The 17,783-nt window shown below is 68.6% G+C and carries 14 protein-coding genes; 7 read left to right on the top strand and 7 right to left on the bottom strand.

Annotated features, from left to right (window positions below):
* The first annotated feature begins 38 nt into the window (after nt 1-38).
* From eutA to ehuB, 6 genes are all read left to right on the top strand, one after another.
* Nucleotides 39-824: an ectoine utilization protein EutA gene (gene eutA, locus B9N97_RS00460; protein WP_085082234.1), complete on the top strand. Its 786-nt coding sequence runs from the start codon at nt 39-41 to the stop codon at nt 822-824.
* On the top strand, nt 821-1,822 hold the full coding sequence (eutB, locus tag B9N97_RS00455) for a hydroxyectoine utilization dehydratase EutB (RefSeq protein WP_244560475.1): 1,002 nt from the start codon (nt 821-823) through the stop codon (nt 1,820-1,822). The genes eutA and eutB overlap by 4 nt, the downstream gene beginning before the upstream one ends.
* Nucleotides 1,810-2,802 carry an ectoine utilization protein EutC gene (gene eutC / locus B9N97_RS00450; protein ID WP_085082232.1) on the top strand — a complete coding sequence of 331 codons (993 nt, stop codon included), beginning with the start codon at nt 1,810-1,812 and terminating at the stop codon, nt 2,800-2,802. The genes eutB and eutC overlap by 13 nt, the downstream gene beginning before the upstream one ends.
* Nucleotides 2,803-2,834: 32 nt before the next feature.
* Complete coding sequence (doeA, locus tag B9N97_RS00445) at nt 2,835-4,025, top strand: ectoine hydrolase DoeA (RefSeq protein WP_085082230.1); 1,191 nt, start codon at nt 2,835-2,837, stop codon at nt 4,023-4,025.
* 2 nt (nt 4,026-4,027) lie between these two features.
* Nucleotides 4,028-5,050 (top strand): N(2)-acetyl-L-2,4-diaminobutanoate deacetylase DoeB, encoded by a 1,023-nt coding sequence (gene doeB / locus B9N97_RS00440; protein WP_208621104.1) that lies wholly within the window; start codon nt 4,028-4,030, stop codon nt 5,048-5,050.
* A 138-nt stretch (nt 5,051-5,188) separates the two neighbouring features.
* Entirely contained in the window at nt 5,189-6,034 is an 846-nt protein-coding gene (gene ehuB / locus B9N97_RS00435) for an ectoine/hydroxyectoine ABC transporter substrate-binding protein EhuB (protein ID WP_085082226.1), read from the top strand.
* 19 nt (nt 6,035-6,053) lie between these two features.
* Here the strand turns inward: ehuB and B9N97_RS00430 are convergent, their stop codons facing one another.
* The 7 genes from B9N97_RS00430 to B9N97_RS00400 all read right to left on the bottom strand — a co-directional run bounded on the left by B9N97_RS00430 (nt 6,054) and on the right by B9N97_RS00400 (nt 16,532).
* Entirely contained in the window at nt 6,054-8,288 is a 2,235-nt protein-coding gene (locus B9N97_RS00430) for a mechanosensitive ion channel family protein (RefSeq protein ID WP_085082224.1), read from the bottom strand.
* A gap of 199 nt (nt 8,289-8,487) precedes the next feature.
* The gene (locus tag B9N97_RS00425; protein ID WP_085082222.1) at nt 8,488-9,870 is read right to left on the bottom strand and encodes an L-serine ammonia-lyase; all 1,383 of its coding nucleotides are present in this window, start codon (nt 9,868-9,870) and stop codon (nt 8,488-8,490) included.
* Between the two features lie 216 nt (nt 9,871-10,086).
* Nucleotides 10,087-11,361, bottom strand: a complete 1,275-nt coding sequence (gene glyA, locus B9N97_RS00420; RefSeq protein ID WP_085082220.1) for a serine hydroxymethyltransferase — start codon at nt 11,359-11,361, stop codon at nt 10,087-10,089.
* Nucleotides 11,362-11,376: 15 nt separating this feature from the next.
* Entirely contained in the window at nt 11,377-11,931 is a 555-nt protein-coding gene (locus tag B9N97_RS00415) for a sarcosine oxidase subunit gamma (RefSeq protein ID WP_085082218.1), read from the bottom strand.
* 11 nt (nt 11,932-11,942) lie between these two features.
* The gene (locus B9N97_RS00410; protein WP_085082216.1) at nt 11,943-14,948 is read right to left on the bottom strand and encodes a sarcosine oxidase subunit alpha; all 3,006 of its coding nucleotides are present in this window, start codon (nt 14,946-14,948) and stop codon (nt 11,943-11,945) included.
* Entirely contained in the window at nt 14,945-15,268 is a 324-nt protein-coding gene (locus B9N97_RS00405) for a sarcosine oxidase subunit delta (RefSeq protein WP_085082214.1), read from the bottom strand. Before B9N97_RS00405 ends, B9N97_RS00410 begins: the two co-directional genes overlap by 4 nt.
* A 10-nt stretch (nt 15,269-15,278) precedes the next feature.
* Entirely contained in the window at nt 15,279-16,532 is a 1,254-nt protein-coding gene (locus B9N97_RS00400) for a sarcosine oxidase subunit beta family protein (RefSeq protein WP_085082212.1), read from the bottom strand.
* A 114-nt stretch (nt 16,533-16,646) separates the two neighbouring features.
* Between B9N97_RS00400 and B9N97_RS00395 the strand changes: the two genes are divergently transcribed.
* On the top strand, nt 16,647-17,705 hold the full coding sequence (locus B9N97_RS00395; protein WP_085082210.1) for a GlxA family transcriptional regulator: 1,059 nt from the start codon (nt 16,647-16,649) through the stop codon (nt 17,703-17,705).
* Nucleotides 17,706-17,783: the final 78 nt, after the last annotated feature.

Genomic DNA, 17,783 nt, shown 5'->3' with positions numbered 1-17,783 from the left:
GCTGATTGCAGCAAGCCGATCTCTGGAGTTTTCGAGCCATGCCCTCCATTCCCATCCTGCGCTCGGACACGACGCTGGCCTTCGACGACCGACCGGTGGAAAAGCGCGTGGGCCTCGTCGTCCTGGCGACCGACCACACGACCGAGCCGGATTTCCGCCGCATGGTCGCGAGTGAGCGCATCGGCGTCTACACCGCGCGCATCGCCTACGCCAACCCGACGACGCCGGAGAATCTGCGCCGCATGCAGCCGCGCCTCGCCGAAGGGGCGGCGCTGATCCTGCCCGACGAACCGCTCGACGCCATCTGCTATTCCTGCACCTCGGCCAGCGTCGTGATGGGCGACGACGCCATCGAGGAGGCCATCGCTTCGGCCAAGCCGGGCGTTCCCGTCATCACGCCACCCGCCGCCGCCCGCCGCGCCCTGTCGGCGTTCGGCGCCCGGCGGATCGCCGTGCTGACCCCCTACACCGAAGAGACCAGCCGGCCGATGGCGGTCTATTTCTCCGAGCACGGCTTCGACATCGCGCGCTTCACCTGCTTCGGTCTGGACGACGACCGCGAGATGGCGCGCATCGCGCCGGCCAGCCTGGTGCGCGCCGCCGTCGAGGCGATGGCGCCCGACGCCGACGCGCTGTTCATCTCCTGCACCGCCCTGCGCTCCGCCGGCGTCGCTGCCGAGATCGAGGCGGCGGTCGGCCGTCCCGTCGTCACCAGCAACCAGGCCACCGCCTGGGCCACCTTGCGCCTGTGCGGCGACGAGCGTCCCCGGCCCGAAGGCGGGCGTCTGATGACTTTGCCGCTGCCGGGGGAGGCCCAGAAATGATCGACCGGGTCATGACCGAGCGCAGCATCGGCCTGGAGGATGTCTTCCGCGCCCGCGCGCGGCTGGCCGGGCGGATCGCGGCGACGCCGACCGTGGCCTCGCCCAGCCTGACCGCCCGCTGCGGCGCCCCGGTCCTCCTGAAGCTGGAAACCCGCCAGACCACCGGCAGCTTCAAGCTGCGCGGCGCCACCAACGCGCTGTCGGCCCTGCCGCGCGAGGCTCTGGCGACGGGAGTCGCGGCGGCCTCCACCGGCAACCATGGCCGGGCGCTCGCCCATGCCGCCGCACAGGCCGGCGTCCGCTGCGTCGTCTGCATGTCGGCGCTGGTCCCATCCAACAAGGTCGAGGGCATCCGGGCGCTGGGCGCCGAGATCCGCATCGTCGGCCGCTCCCAGGACGACGCCCAGGTCGAAGTCGACCGGCTGGTCCGCGAGGAGGGGTTCGCCACCGTCCCCCCCTTCGACCATGCCGACGTCATCGCCGGGCAAGGCACGCTGGGGCTGGAGATCATCGAGGCGGTTCCCGATGCCGAGTTGCTGCTGGTGCCGCTGTCGGGCGGCGGCCTGATCGGCGGCGTGGCGCTGGCGGCCAAGGCGCTGCGGCCCGGATTGCGGGTGATCGGCGTCTCGATGGAGCGCGGCGCCGCCATGCATGCCAGCCTGAAGGCCGGGCACCCGGTCCTGGTCGAGGAGTTGGAGACGCTGGCGGATTCGCTCGGCGGCGGCATCGGCCTCGACAACCGCTACACCCACCGCCTCGCCGCCAGCCTGCTCGACGACGTCGTCCTGCTGACCGAGGACGAGATCGCAGCCGGCATCGAGCACGCCTATTCCGCCGAGCAGGAGATCGTCGAGGGTGCCGGCGCCGTCGGCATCGCCGCGCTTCTCGCCGGCAAGGTGACGCCGCGCGGCCCCACGATCGCGCTGCTGTCCGGCCGCAACATCGCCATGGACCTGCACCGCCGCATCATCACCGGAGCCCATTCATGCCCCGCATGACCATCCTGACCGAGGCGGAGCTTCGGCGGATCGTTCCGCTCGACCGCGACGCCGTCGCCTGCGTCGAGGACGCCTTCCTGGCGCTGGCCACCCGCCCGGTGGCGATGCCGCCGATCCTGCGGCTCGACATCCCGGAATATCGGGGCGAGGTCGACGTCAAGACCGCCTATGTCCCCGGCCTCGACGGCTTCGCCATCAAGATCAGCCCCGGCTTCTTCGGCAACCCGGCGCTCGGCCTGCCCAGCGTCAACGGGCTGATGGTGCTGCTGAGCAGCCGGACCGGGCTGGTCGAAGCGCTGCTGCTCGACAACGGCTATCTGACCGACGTGCGCACCGCCGCGGCGGGGGCGGTCGCCGCCAAACATCTGTCGCGCCCCGACAGCGCCGTCGCCGCAATCTTCGGCGCCGGGGTGCAGGCGGCGTTGCAGTTGGAGGCGTTGACCCTGGTCCGCCCGATCCGCGAGGCCCGCATCTGGGCACGCCAGCCCGAGCGCGCCGCCGCCACCGCCGCCCGCCTGTCGGAGCGGCTGGGCATCCCGGTGCACGCCGCGGAGGAGGGCAGGGCGGCGGTCGCCGGCGCCGACATCGTCGTCACCACCACCCCGGCCGACCGGCCGATTCTGACGGCCGACTGGCTGCAACCCGGCCAGCATGTCACCGCCATGGGGTCGGATGCCGAGCACAAGAACGAACTGGATCCCGCCATCCTGTCGCGCGCCGACCTCTACGTCGCCGACAGCCTGAAACAGACCCGCCGGCTGGGCGAACTGCATCACGCCATCGCCGCCGGGATCGTCGCCACCGACCGCGACTTCCCCGAACTGGGTGCCGTCATCGCCGGGCAGGCCGCCGGCCGGCCGTCCACCGACGCCATCACCGTCTGCGACCTCACCGGAACCGGGGTGCAGGACACCGCCATCGCCACGCTGGCGCGCAGCCGGGCCCTAGCGGCCGGCGCCGGCACCGTCTTCGAGACCTGAACAGCCCTCTTCTTACAAGAGAGACCACCGACATGCTGGAACCGACGCTGAACTTCAGCCGGGCCGAATATGCCGCACGGCTCGACAAGACCCGTGCCGCCATGGACAAGGCCGGCATCGAGCTGCTGATCGTCACTGATCCGTCGAACATGGCCTGGCTGACCGGCTATGACGGCTGGTCCTTCTACGTCCACCAATGCGTGATCGTGCCGCCGCACGGCGAGCCGATCTGGTACGGCCGCGGCCAGGACGCCAACGGCGCCAAGCGCACCGCCTATCTCGCCCATGACAGCATCATCGGCTATCCCGACCATTACGTGCAGTCGACCGAACGCCACCCGATGGATCTGCTATCGACGATCCTGGCGGATCGCGGCTGGGGCGGGCTCAACATCGGCGTCGAGATGGACAATTACTGGTTCACCGCCGCCGCCTTCCAGTCGCTGACCACCCATCTGCCGAATGCCCGCTTCAAGAACGCGACGGCGCTGGTCAACTGGCAGCGCGCGGTGAAGAGCCAGCAGGAACTCGACTACATGCGCAAGGCCGCCCGCATCGTCGAGGCGATGCACGCCCGCATCGTCGAGCGGGTCGAGCCGGGCATGCGCAAATGCGACCTCGTCGCCGAGATCTACGATGCCGGCATCCGCGGCATCGGCGGAGCGGACGGCTTCGGCGGCGACTATCCCGCCATCGTGCCGCTTCTGCCGTCGGGGGCCGACGCCTCGGCGCCGCACCTGACCTGGGACGACCGGCCGATGAAGCTGGGGGAGGGCACCTTCTTCGAGATCGCCGGCTGCTACAAGCGCTACCACTGCCCGCTGTCGCGCACCGTCTTCCTCGGCACGCCGACCCAGGCCTTCCTCGACGCCGAGAAGGCGACGCTGGAGGGGATGGAGGCCGGGCTCGCCGCCGCCAAGCCGGGCAACAGCTGCGAGGACATCGCCAATGCCTTCTTCGCCGTGCTGAAGCGCTACGGCATCACCAAGGACAACCGCACCGGCTACCCGATCGGTCTCAGCTATCCGCCGGACTGGGGCGAGCGCACCATGAGCCTGCGCCCCGGCGACCGCACCGAACTCCAGCCCGGCATGACCTTCCACTTCATGACCGGCCTTTGGCTGGAGGATATGGGGCTGGAGATCACCGAAAGCATCGCCATCACCGACACCGGCGTCGAATGCCTGGCCAACGTGCCGCGCAAGCTGTTCGTGAAGTCCTGACCATGGCGCCCGTCACACTTGCCCCCTCCCCGATAACCCCCACCGTCGATTTCGACCGTGACGGCGTGCAGCACGGCTTCCTGCGGCTGCCCTACAGCCGCGACGATTCGGCCTGGGGATCCGTGATGATCCCGATCACCGTGGTGCGCAACGGCAGCGGGCCGACCGCCCTGCTGACCGGCGCCAACCATGGCGACGAGTATGAGGGCGCGGTCGCCCTGTTCGACCTGTCCCAGACGCTGACAGCCGACCGGGTCGCCGGCCGCGTCATCATCGTCCCGGCGATGAACTACCCGGCCTTCCAGGCGGGAACCCGCACCTCGCCCATCGACAAGGGCAACCTGAACCGCAGCTTTCCCGGCCGCCCGGACGGCACGGTGACGCAGAAGATCGCCGATTACTTCACCCGCGAGCTGCTGCCGCTGGCCGATCTGGTGATGGACATCCATTCCGGCGGCCGGACGCTGGATTTCGTTCCCTTCGCCGCCGCCCACATCCTGCCCGACAAGGACCAGGAGGCGCGCTGCTTCGCCGCGGTGGCCGCCTTCGCCGCGCCCTATTCCATGCGCATGCTGGAGATCGACGCGGTCGGCATGTACGACACCGCGGCGGAGGAACAGGGCAAGACCTTCGTCACCACCGAACTCGGCGGCGGCGGCACCGGCCGGGCGGAGACCATCGCCATCGCCAAGCGCGGCGTCCGCAACGTGCTGCACCACGCCGGGATCCTGACGGGCGACCAACCGTCGGACGCCCAAGCGGCGGAAGCCAGCCGCTGGCTCGACATGCCGTCGGCCGACTGTTTCCGCTTCGCCGAGGACAGCGGCCTGATCGAGGCCTGCGTCGATCTGGGCCAGCCGGTACGCAAGGGCGATCTGCTTGCCCGCATCCATCCCATCGGCCGCACCGGGCTGGCGCCTTCCGAATACCGGGCGGCGCTGGACGGCATCCTGGCGGCCCGCCATTTCCCCGGCCTCGTCAAGGCCGGCGACTGCATCGCGGTGGTCGGAACGGTCGAATCCTGACCGCCGCCTGTATGAACCCGCCTCGGCAGAAGGCGGGCAAGTTGCAAGAACGGTAACGACACCGACCAAACAGGGGCCGGCGCCCCAAGGGGAACGCCGGCCGGGCAATCACCAAATCACGAACAAGGGACGGCCGACATGAAACACCTCAAGATCGCCCAAGGCTTCGGCATCGCCGCCGCACTCCTCACGCTCGCCGCGCCGGCCTTCGCCGCCGACACGCTGGAGACGCTGCGCGAACAGGGCTTCGCCCGCATCGGCATCGCCAACGAACCGCCCTACACCGCCGTCAAGCCGGACGGCACCGTGTCGGGCGCCGCCCCCGACGTCGCCCGCGCGGTGATGAAGAAGCTGGGGGTCAACGACGTCGTCGCCTCGATCTCCGAATATGGCGCGATGATCCCCGGCCTGCAGGCCCGCCGCTTCGACATCGTCACCGCCGGCCTGTTCATGAAGCCGGAACGCTGCAAGGCGGTCGCCTATTCCGAACCGATCCTCTGCGATGCGGAGTCCTTCGCCCTGAAGAAGGGCAACCCGCTGAAGCTGACCTCCTACGAGGACATCGCCAAGAACCCCAACGCCAAGATCGGCGCTCCCGGCGGCGGCACCGAGGAGAAGCTGGCGCTGCAGGCCGGCGTGCCGCGCGACCGCGTGATCGTGGTCCCCGACCCGCAGAGCGGCCTGAAGATGCTGCAGGACGGCCGCATCGACGTCTATTCGCTGCCGGTCCTGTCGATCCATGATCTGGTCGCCAAGGCCAACGACCCGAACATCGAGGTGGTCGCTCCGGTCAAGGGCGCCCCGGTCTATTGCGACGGCGCCGCCTTCCGCAAGCAGGACACCGCGCTACGCGATGCCTTCGACAAGGTGCTGGCCGAGATGAAGGCGTCCGGCGAGTTCGCCAAGATCATCGAGCCCTACGGCTTCTCCGCCGAGGCCGCCAAGCAGACCTCCCGCGAGAAGCTCTGCGCCGCGTCCAACTGATCGGGCAGGTTGACGTCCGTCAGTGCCGGCCGCTTCCGACCCCGGCGTCCGGCCCGTCCTCGCCCAGCGTGTGCAGGACGGCGCCGGCGGCCAGGGTCCGGGCATCGTCTCCGCGCGGTGCATCTCCGGGCGGGGCGCCGGCGGGGCCGTTCACCGTCGCTTCGCCGGCGAAGCGGACCGTCACCTCGCGATGGGCGAAGCGGATGCCCTCGCGGCGGAACAGCGCGTGGAGTTCCTGGAACACCCGCTTGCGGACGTCCCACTGGTCACCGGGGCGGGTCATGAACTTGACGCGGAGGATCATCGCCGAATCCTCCATCTGGATGACGCCCTGCGATTTCAGCGGCTGCAGGAACTTCGGCCCCAGTTCGGGATCCTCCAGCAGGGCTTGGCCCAGCTGCTTGATGTGCTTGCGCACCTTCTCGACATCGGTGTCGTAGGTGATGCGCAGCGGCAGCTTCATGATCACCCAGTCGCGCGAATAGTTGGTCAACTGGTGGATTTCACCGAAGGGAACGGTGTGCAGCGGGCCGCGATGATGGCGGAGCTGCATAGACCGCACCGAGATCTTCTCCACCGTGCCGCGGATGTTCCCGATCTCGATGTACTCGCCCTTGCGGAAGGCGTCGTCGATCAGGAAGAAGGCGCCGGAGAAGATGTCGCGGATCAGCGTCTGCGCGCCGAAGCCGATGGCGATGCCGGCGATGCCCGCCCCGGCGAACAGCGGCGCGATGTTGACCCCCAGATCCATCAGAACGCTGACCAGCACCGCGCCGATGATCGACAGCAGCACGAAGTTGCGCACCAGCGGCAGCAGCGTCGCCAGCCGGCTGGCCGAGGCGTGGCCACCGCCCTCGTCACCCGGCACGGTGCCGGGCACCGGCCCCTCCTCGGCGATCCGGCGGTCGATCCAGATGCGGATGCTCTGGTGGGCGACGTAGCCGATCAGGCAGATCGTCATGATGCTGGTGAGGTGCTCGGCCGCATCGCCCTGCATGCGCGGGATGTTCCACACCGACAGGGTCACCGTCACCCCGGCGGCGGCGGCCAGGATGCCGGCGACCCGCCGGGCCAGCGCCTCGAAACTGTCGGGGGCGCCGGCCGGCGGGGGAGAGGAGGGCAGGGCGTCGCCGTCCGCGGGCTCTCCCGCAGACCACCAGAGGCGCCGCCGCTGGTGGAACAGCCGGTGGGTGGCGTAGGTGACGGTGGCGTAAACGACCAGGATCGCCCCGGCGACCGCATAGGCGCCGAGCAGCAGCGGCAACTCGGTCGGCCAGCCGAGAATCAGGCGGTTGACCAGCACGACCCACGCGCAGGCGAAATAGGCGACCACCACGGGAAACCACAGGCGCAGGCCCAGCCGCACCAGCGGCGCGACCGCTTCGGCCCTGCGTCCGGCGAGAACGAGATGATCGACCGTCCGCCGGTGGATATAAAGCGCGCCGACCGTCGCCAGCACGGTCAGCAGCCCGAACAGCGCGACCAGCACCGCATGGGGATCGGCGGGCATCCCCAGCGCCTCCAGCCAGACGGTGCACGTCATCAGGGCGATGCCGACGGAACCGCTGGCGGTCAGGTCGCGCCGCAGCCGATGGCCGCCGGGGGGCAGCACCAGCCGCCAGAACAGGCCGATGGCCCAGACCAGCAGATATCCCACTCCGGCAAGGATGACGGTCTTTTCGGTCATCGGCGTCGGGTCCGGGAGCAGCGCGGTGGCGAGCCCGAATGCGATCAGGCTGGCCAGGACCATGCCGACCGCCGTCATCAGCGCACGGGCAACCAGACCGGGAAAGCGGTCGGCCAGGTCCGAACCGCCCGGATCCGGCGCGGCGCGGCGCGGCAGCAGGCGGCGGGCGACCGGCCGCTCATAAAAGACATGCTGCACCGCATGTCCCGCGGCCAGCAGGGCGATGACGATGCCGATGACCCGCAGGAAGTGGCCGGGATTGCCGGTCGGGCTCTGGGCCGTCAGGGTCGCCACGATGGCCGAGGGAATGTCCGGCGTGGCGCGGAGCCGCTGGGCGAGCTTGCCGCGGAACCCGGCCATGCGGTCCTGACTCTCGCTCAGCATCTTCATCATCATGTAGTCGCCACCGCCCAGCGCGGCGGCGGTTGCCGGCGCGGGCGCGGGAGCCGCCGGCGGGATCGCCTGCGCCGAAGCCCCGGCCGCCGGCCAGAGCGCCATCAGAAACAGCAGCCCGACGATCCGGAGCCGGGAGCGCAGGGCGCTCGAAATAAGCAGGACTGTATGCATGGCGTGGCTTCGCGGTCCGTGGCGGTCGACGCCATCAGAATAGCTCAGCTCACGCGGCCGGGAAGCGTATCGCAGTCGGTCGGGACAAGTTGCACGTCAGAATGGAATCCGGCCTTGCTTGCACCCAAAAAAACGCATAACGGTCCTTATGGAAAACACTACCCGTCATGCGACATCGCATGATGGGTAGCTGCGCCCATCAACACTCCGGCAGATTGACCGCGAGTCCGCCCAGGCTGGTTTCCTTGAATTTGCTGCTCATTTCTTCGCCGGTCTGCCGCATCGCCTGGATGCAGTTGTCCAGCGGCATGAAATGCTGGCCGTCACCGCGCAGCGCCAGGGATGCCGCAGCGACCGCCTTGGTGGCGCCGATGGCGTTGCGTTCGATGCACGGCACCTGCACCAGCCCGGCCACCGGATCGCAGGTCATGCCGAGGTGATGCTCCAGCGCGATTTCCGCCGCATTTTCCACCTGCTCCGGCGTTCCGCCCAGAACGGCGCAGAGACCGGCGGCGGCCATGGCGGCGGCGGACCCGACCTCGCCCTGGCAACCGGCCTCGGCCCCGGAGATCGAGGCGTTGTGCTTGATCAGCCCGCCGATGGCCGCGGCGGTCAGCAGGAAATCGGCGACCTTGGCCGGTTCGGCCCCGGCGCAATGGTCCAGGTAATAGCGGATCACCGCCGGCACGACGCCGGCCGCCCCGTTGGTCGGCGCGGTCACCACCTTGCCGCCGGCTGCATTCTCCTCGTTGACCGCCATCGCGTAGACGCTCAGCCAGTCGTATGCGACATGCGGCTGGCTGGAATTGACACCGCGCTCCCGCAGCAGCTGCTGGTGGATGGCCTTCGCCCGCCGCTTCACCTTCAGGCTGCCCGGCAGCTGGCCGTCCAGGCTCAAACCGCGTTCGATGCAACCGTTCATCACCGCCCAGATGCGGTCGAGGCCGTCGTCCAGCTCCGGACCGGAGTGATGCACCAGTTCGTTGGCGCGCTTCATCTCGGCGATCGACAGGCCGCTTTCCCTGGCCATGCGCAGCATGGTGGAGGCACGCTCGAAGGGATAGGGCCACTCGGCGCTCCCCTCGCGGGCCGCGGTCGGGGCCGCTTCCCGCTCCGCCGCCGTGACGACGAAGCCGCCGCCGATGGAATAGAAGGTCTCGGACAGCAGAACCGTGCCCTGCCCGTCCAGCGCCTCGAAGACCAGCCCGTTGGCGTGGCCCGGCAGCGCCGGCCCGAAGTCGAACACCACGTCGGCCTCGGGATCGAACGCCAGCGGCGGCAGGCCGGGAGGCGTCAGAGTCCGCCCGTTGTAAAGCTCGGCGATGCGGCGGTCGGCCTCGTCGACGTCCAGATTGTCCGGCCGGTAGCCGAGCAGGCCGAGCACCACCGCCCGATCCGTCGCATGGCCCTTGCCGGTGAAGGCCAGCGACCCGTGCAGCCGGACCCGGACGGCGGCAGGCGCTGTCCCGGTCCACTCCCGCAGCATGGCGAGGAACCGCACCGCGGCGGTCATCGGCCCCATCGTGTGCGACGAGGATGGGCCGATGCCGATCTTGAACACATCGAATACGCTGAGGAACATCGGGCGCCTCGTCAGAGTTCGTGAGTTTTCAAAGCTCTTCTCGGCCGTCATCCCCGCGAAGGCGGGGATCCAGGCGGCTCCGCGTCTAAGCTTTCGAAACTGTTGGATCCCCGCCTTCGCGGGAATGACGGCCGAGAGATGCTCATGATGAGATCCGGTGCGAAGCGGTTCAATCTTGAACGTCTCTCGGCAGGACTCACAAAAACTCACAAACTCTCAACCATAAATCGGGAAGCGCTCGCACAGTTCCCGGACCACGCCGTGCACCCGCTTCTCGACATCGGGGTTGCCGTCCGGGCCGGCTTCGGCCAGGGCGTCGACCACGGTCAGGATCAGCTCGCCGATGCGGGCGAACTCCTCCTCGCCGAAGCCGCGGGTGGTGCCCGCCGCGGTGCCCAGCCGGATGCCGGAGGTCACCGCCGGCTTTTCCGGGTCGAACGGGATGGAGTTCTTGTTGCAGGTCAGGCCGGCCCGCTCCAGCGCGCGCTCGGCATCGCGGCCCTTGACGCCCTTCGGCCGCAGGTCGACCAGCACCATGTGGCAATCGGTGCCGCCGGAGACGATGTCCAGCCCACCCTTCACCAGCGTGTCGGACAACACCTTGGCGTTGGCAACCACCTGGCCCGCATAGGCCTTGAACTCCGGGGTCAGAGCCTCGCCGAAGGCGACCGCCTTGGCGGCGATGACATGCATCAGCGGGCCGCCCTGGTTACCCGGGAACACCGCCGAATTGAACTTCTTCGCCAGCGCCTCGTCATTGGTCAGGATCATGCCGCCGCGCGGACCCCGCAGCGTCTTGTGCGTGGTGGTGGTCACCACATGGGCATGCGGCAGCGGGTCCGGATAATGGCCGGTGGCGACCAGCCCGGCGTAATGGGCCATGTCCACCATCAGATAGGCGCCGATCTCGTCGGCGATGCGGCGGAACTCGGCGAAGTCGATCACCCGCGGATAGGCCGACGCGCCGGCGACGATCAGCTTCGGCTTGGTTTCCAGCGCCTTGGCACGCAGCGCTTCATAGTCGATCCGCTGGTCGCTCTCGCGCACCTCATAGCTGACGATGTCGAACCACTTCCCCGACATCGTCACCGGCGACCCATGGGTCAGATGGCCGCCATGGGCCAGCGACATGCCCATCACCCGGTCGCCCGGCTGCAGCAGGGCGAGGAACACCGCCTGATTGGCCTGGGCGCCCGAATGCGGCTGGACATTGACGAAGCCGGCGCCGAACAGCTTCTTGGCGCGGTCGATGGCGATGGTCTCGACCTCGTCCACGAACTGGCAGCCGCCGTAATAGCGGCGGCCCGGATAGCCTTCGGCGTATTTGTTGGTGAGGATCGACCCCTGCGCGGCCAGCACGTCCGCCGAGACGATGTTTTCCGAGGCGATCAGCTCGATTTCGTACTTCTGGCGGTTCAGTTCGCGGTCGATGGCCGCCGCAATCGCGGTGTCGGCGAGATCGGGCTTCGGCAGTGACTGATGACGGTTCATGTGCGGTTCTCCCGATCAGATGCCGAGCGCGATTTCGCGGCTGACGGCTTGCAGCAGGCCCCAGACATGGTCGGCGAAGGAGCGCCAGACCTCGATCCGGAAGCGGTTGTTGTCCTCGCGGATCAGGACGATCTGCGCCTTGTCGAAGATGGTGCGGCAGCCGCTGCCGACCGGCATCGCCTCGACATCGAAGGCGATGGCCGAGCGGAGCGCGAGCGCCGCCGCCTCGCCTTCCACCAGGATGCCGACCTCGCGATGGCCGATGTCGACCAGGCTGTGCGGCTCCTGCAGGGCGGCGAAGGCCTCGGCGATGGCGTCGCTCTCGGCGACCGGCGCCAGCAGCACCCACTCGTCGGGGCCGAGTTGGAGCGCGGTCCGGCCGCCATTCTCCACCAAACCGCCGATGCGGGTGGGAAGCGGCGTGCCGAAGGCGGCCCCGGCCGACTGCGCGGATGCGGGATCGATGCGCAGGCTGAAGCGGGCGACGTCCTCGGCCGCACGGATGGTCAGGCTGCTGGTTTTGTCGCCGGCGATCGTCTTGCCCAGCAACGGGTGATTGGCCAGAAGCACGGTTAGGCCTCCTATGCGCTGAGACGCTTGTTCTCGGGATCGACGAACACCATGCCGGTGATGGTCGCGGAATGGACGTTGTCCGGCATCGGCACATGCACGGTCTGGCCCTGCAGCGACCGGCCGCCCTGGATCACCGCAAAGGCGATGGACCGCCCCAGCTCGGCGCTCCAGTAGGACGAGGTCACATGGCCGACCATCTCCATCGGCACCGGCTGGTTGGGGTCGAGGACGATCTGCGCCCCCTCTTCCAGCACGGTCTTCGGATCGGCGGTCAGCAGGCCGACCAGCTGCTTGCGGTCGTTCGCCAGCATGTCCGGCCGCGACAGCGACCGCTTGCCGACGAAGTCCGGCTTAGTCTTGCCGACGGCCCAGGACAGCCCGGCGTCGTCCGGCGTCAGCGTGCCGTCCGTGTCCTGCCCGACGATGATGTAGCCCTTTTCGGCGCGCAGGACGTGCATCGTCTCGGTGCCGTAGGGGGTGATGCCGAAGCGCTGCCCGGCCTCGAACAGCTTCTCCCACACCGCGCGGCCGTAGCGGGCCGGCACGTTGATCTCGAAGCCGAGTTCGCCGGTGAAGGAGACGCGGAACAGCCGGGTCGGCACGCCGCAGATCCTGCCGGTCGCCACCGCCATGTGCGGGAAGGCGCCTTCCGACAGGTCGATGCCCTCGACGAACGGTTCGATCAGCTTGCGGGCGTTCGGACCTTGCAGCGCGATCACCGACCATTGCTCGGTGGTCGAGGTCAGCCAGACCTTCAGGTCCGGCCATTCGGTCTGGAGGTAATCCTCCATCATGCCCAGCACGCGCGCGGCACCACCGGTGGTGGTGGTGACGTGGAAGCGGTCATGGGCCAGACGCCCGATCACGCCGTCGTCGCGGATGAAGCCGTCCTCGCCCAGCAGCAGGCCGTAGCGGCAGCGGCCAGGCGCCAGCTTGGTCCAGGCATTGGTGTACATGCGGTTCATGAACTCGGCGGCGTCGGGACCGACGATCTCGATCTTGCCGAGGGTGGAGGCGTCGAACATGCCCACCGACGTGCGCACCGCCTTGCACTCGCGCGCCACCGCCGTGTGCATGTCCTCGCCGACCTGCGGGAAGTACCAGGCGCGGCGCCACAGCGACACCGGCTCGAACACCGCGCCGTTTTCCTCGGCCCAGCCGTCGATCGGCGTCTTGCGCGTCACGTCGAACAGCGCGCCCTTGTTGTAGCCGGCGAAGGTGCCGAAGGTGGTCGGGGTGTAGGGCGGACGGAAGGTGGTCAGGCCCACGGCCGGGATCGGCCGCTTCAGCGCATCCGACGCGACGGCCAGACCGTTGATGTTGGACGTCTTGCCCTGGTCGGTCGCCATGCCGTTGGTGGTGTAGCGCTTGATGTGCTCGATCGACTTGAAGCCTTCGCGCACCGCCAGCCGGATGTCCTTGGCCATCACGTCGTTCTGGAAATCGACGAAGGCCTTGGCATGGCCCGGATCGCGGTCGGTCGGCAGCTCGCGGCCGGTCACCCCGGTGAAGGACAGCTCGCCCTCCACATGGTAGGAGGCCGGTTCGGCCCCAGACCCGGCCCCGGCGTCCGCCGCAGCGGCGGCACCGGCCGCGGCGCCATCCTCGAACGCCGCCTTCAGCCCGAAGCGGCCCTTGCCGGCACCGGCCAGACGGCATTCCTCCTTGCCACGGCCGGGCAGGAACATCTGGCCGTCCTCGTTCCAGGTCAGCGAACCCTGGGTGTGCGAGAACAGATGGACGCTGGGGGTCCAGCCACCCGACATCAGCAGGGCGTCGCAGGCGATGGTCTCGGCGCCGCCGACCTTGCCGCCGGCGCCGACCGGATTGACCCGCACCGACGAGACGCGCAGCCGGCCCTTGGTGCCGGTGACGGTCCAGCCGATCTTCGTCTTGATGCGCAGCGCGTCGGCGGCGGAAACCAGTTGGGTCGGAACGGTGCCGCGGACATCGACGATGGCCGCGACCTCCACCCCCGCCTTGGCGAGGTCGAAGGCGGCATGCCAAGCGCTGTCATGGGTGGTGACGACGACGACCCGGTTGCCGACCTTGACGCCGTAGCGGTTCAGGTAGGTGCGCGCGGCGCCGGCCAGCATCACGCCCGGCCGGTCGTTGCCGGCGAACACCAGCGGCTTCTCGATGGCGCCCTGGGCCAGCACGACCTGCTTGGCCCGCACCTTCCACATCCGTTCGCGCGGCGCGCCGTCCGGCACGATGGCGAGGTGGTCGGTCAGCCGCTGGCACAGGCCGACGAAGTTCTGGTGGTAATAGCCGATGGCCGTCGTGCGCGGCAGCACGGTGACGTTCGGCATCGACGCCAGCGCGGCGTTGGTGTCTTCCAGCCAGTCCCAGGCCAGTTGCCCGTTGATCTCGGCAGCCGGCTCTGACAGCAGCGAGCCGCCAAGCTCCGTCTGCTCGTCGCACAGGATGACCGAGGCGCCGCTGCGCCCGGCTTCCAGCGCGGCGGCGAGACCGGCGGCGCCGCCGCCGACGACCAGCACGTCGCAATGGGCGAAGCGGCTGGCGTAGGTGTCGGGATCGGGAGCGGTCGGCGCCTTGCCCAGGCCGGCGGCGCTGCGGATGAACGGCTCGTAGACCTTATTCCAGAAGCTCTTCGGCCACATGAAGGTCTTGTAGTAGAAGCCGGCCGAAAACATCATGTAGAGCGAGTCGTTCACCGCACCGATGTCGCGGGTCAGCGACGGCCAGCGGTTCTGGCTCTCGGTCTTCAGCCCTTCGAACACCTCCAGCACGGTCGCCCGGGTGTTCGGCTCGAACCGGCCGTTGCCGCGGTCGGTGCCGACCAGCGCGTTCGGCTCCTCCGACCCGGCGGTCAGGAAGCCGCGCGGCCGGTGGTACTTGAAGGAGCGGCCGACGAGATGGACGCCGTTGGCCAGGAGTGCGGACGCCAGGGTGTCGCCCTCGTATCCGGTGTAGTCCACGCCGTCGAAGGAGAAGCGGACCTGACGGCTGCGGTTGACCCTGCCCTTGCCTGCAATGCGGAAATTGCTCATGGACGTGCTTCCTTGACGCTGGAGGCGGCCAGCGCGATCTCCTCGTCGCTCGGACGCGGAGCCCCCGCCTTGTAGGTCATGGCGAATTTGTCGGTCACGGTGTCGCGCACCGCGTTGAAGAAGCGGCCGCAGCCGTGCATGTGGCGCCAGCGTTCGAAATGCCGGCCGCGCGGGTTGGTGCGGATGAACAGGAAGTCGCGCCATTCGTCGTCGGACAGGGCGGACGGGTCCGCCGGGCGGGCGATGTGCGCCTCGCCGGCATAGGTGAACTCCAGCTCCGGGCGCTCGGCTTCGCAATATGGGCAGCGGATGAGCAGCATGGTCGTTTCCTCAATGCGCGACGGCGGCGGCGGCGGCCTCGTCGATCAGCCGGCCGGTCTTGAAGCGTTCCAGCGTGAAGGGCGCGTTGATCGGGTGCGGCTCGTCACGGGCGATGGTATGGGCGAAGACGTTCGCCGAGCCCGGCGTCGCCTTGAAGCCGCCGGTTCCCCAGCCGCAGTTCACATACAGCCCCGGCACCGGCGTCTTGGCGATGATCGGCGAGCGGTCGGGGGTGACGTCGACGATGCCGCCCCATTTGCGCAACATGCGCATGCGGTTGAAGATCGGGAACACCTCGCAGATGGCGGCGACGGTGTGCTCGATCAGCGGCAGGCCGCCGCGCTGGCTGTAGGAGGTGTATTGGTCGGTGCCCGAGCCGATCACCAGCTCGCCCTTGTCGGACTGGCTGATATAGGCATGCACGGTGTTGGACATCACGACGCAGGGGAAGGCCGGCTTCACCGGCTCCGACACCAGCGCCTGCAGCGGATAGCTTTCCAGCGGCAGCCGGACGCCGGCGGTGTCCATCACCACCGAGGTGTTGCCGGCGGCCGACACCGCGACCTTCTTCGCCTTGATGAAGCCGCGCGCCGTCTCCACGCCGGTGACGCGGCCGGAGGCGTCGCGGCGGATCGCCGTCACCGGGCAGTTCTGGATGATGTCCACCCCGCGCGCCGACGCGGCCCGCGCATAGCCCCAGGCGACCGCGTCATGGCGGGCGGTGCCGCCGCGGCGCTGCAGCGCCGCACCCATTACCGGATAGCGGGCGTTGGCGGCGATGTTCAGCGGCGGGCAATATTCCTTGGCCTGCTCAGGCGTCAGCCACTCGTTGTCGATGCCGTTCAGGCGGTTGGAATGGATGTGGCGCTTGAAGCTCTGGACGTCGTGCACCGTGTGCGCCAGCATCATCACGCCGCGCTGCGAGAACATGACGTTGTAGTTCAGCTCCTGGCTCAGCCCTTCCCACAGCTTCACCGCATGCTCGTAGAGCCGGGCGCTTTCGTCGTACAGGTAGTTGGAGCGGATGATGGTGGTGTTGCGGCCGGTGTTGCCGCCGCCGAGCCAGCCCTTCTCCACCACCGCGACATTGGTGATGCCGTGTTCCTTGGCGAGATAATAGGCCGCACCCAGACCATGCCCGCCCGCGCCGACGATCACGACGTCATATTCGGCTTTCGGCTCCGCGTCGGGCCATTGAGGCTGCCAGTTCTTGTTTCCGGTCAGCGCGTTCGTCAAAAGCGAGGAGAATGAGAAGCGGGTCATGGCAGCACCGCGAAGTTCAACGTGCTGACAGTATCGGGAAGCGACCCTTTGTTGGACAGGACGGATGCGTCAGTTTAATGTCACCCATGCGACGCTGGGTCCGCCGGAGGTCACATGACGAACACCACTGGGGCTGGCAACACTGGGGCCAGCGGAATCGCGGCAGGCAGCAACGGATCAAACGCCGCCAGGGCCGGCCGGTTCCCGAACCGTCCCGCGGCACCGCGCCTGTCCGTCGGTTTCATCCTCGCCCACCGCTTCACGCTGTGCGCCTTCGCGAATTTCGTCGACGTGCTGAGGCTCGCCGCCGACGAGGGCGATCGCAGCCGGCCGATCCTGTGCGACTGGGCCGTGCTGTCGGACCAGATGCGGCCGGTGGCGTCCAGCTGCGGCATGCTGGTCCAGCCGACCGAGCGGCTCGGCGATCCGGCAAAGTTCGACTACATCGTCGTGATCGGCGGTCTGATCGACGAGATCTCCAACCTCAGCCCCGACTACATCCGCTATCTGCGTCAGGCGGCGGCATCGAGGATCCCGCTGGTGGGCGTCTGCACCGGTGCCTTCATCCTGCAGCGGGCCGGGCTGATGGACGGCTATCGCTGCTGCATCAGCTGGTTCCACCATGCCGATTTCCTGGAGCAGTTCGACGGCATTACGCCGGTGTCCGACCAGATCTTCATCGTCGACCGCGACCGGCTGACCTGCTCCGGCGGGACCAGCTCGGCCCATCTCGCCGCCTATCTGGTCGAGAAGCATGTCGGCCGTGCCCAGGCGCGCAAGAGCCTGCACATCATGATCATCGACGACGCGCTGCGCGGGGAGAAGCCGCAGCCCGGCATCCCGCTCGACTTCTCCACCAATGACGAGGTGGTGCGGAAAGCGCTGCTGCTGATGCAGCAGAACATCGACGTGCCGCTGTCGGTGGCGGAGATGGCCCGCCGGCTGGGAGCCGCCCGGCGCCAGATGGAACGGCATTTCCAGAATGCGTTGGGCATGACGCCGACCGAGGCCTACCGCATCATGCGGCTGGAGCACGCCGAATTCCTGCTGCGCAACACCGAACAGTCGGTGACGGAGATCGCCGCCGCCGTCGGTTTCTGCGATTCGTCGCACTTCGTCCGCGCCTTCAAGGAACGCCGCGGCATGACGCCGTCCGTCTTCCGCAAGGGCTGAGGCTCTCCCTTCCCGCCAAGCCGCAAGGCAGTTTCATGCAATGCCGGTGACGCACCCGTACAATCGGCGGGTGGATCC

Origin of the sequence: Azospirillum oryzae, from assembly GCF_900177515.1 — a bacterium.
Taxonomy (GTDB): domain Bacteria; phylum Pseudomonadota; class Alphaproteobacteria; order Azospirillales; family Azospirillaceae; genus Azospirillum; species Azospirillum oryzae_A.
This window is presented reverse-complemented; position numbering and strand designations above follow the sequence as displayed.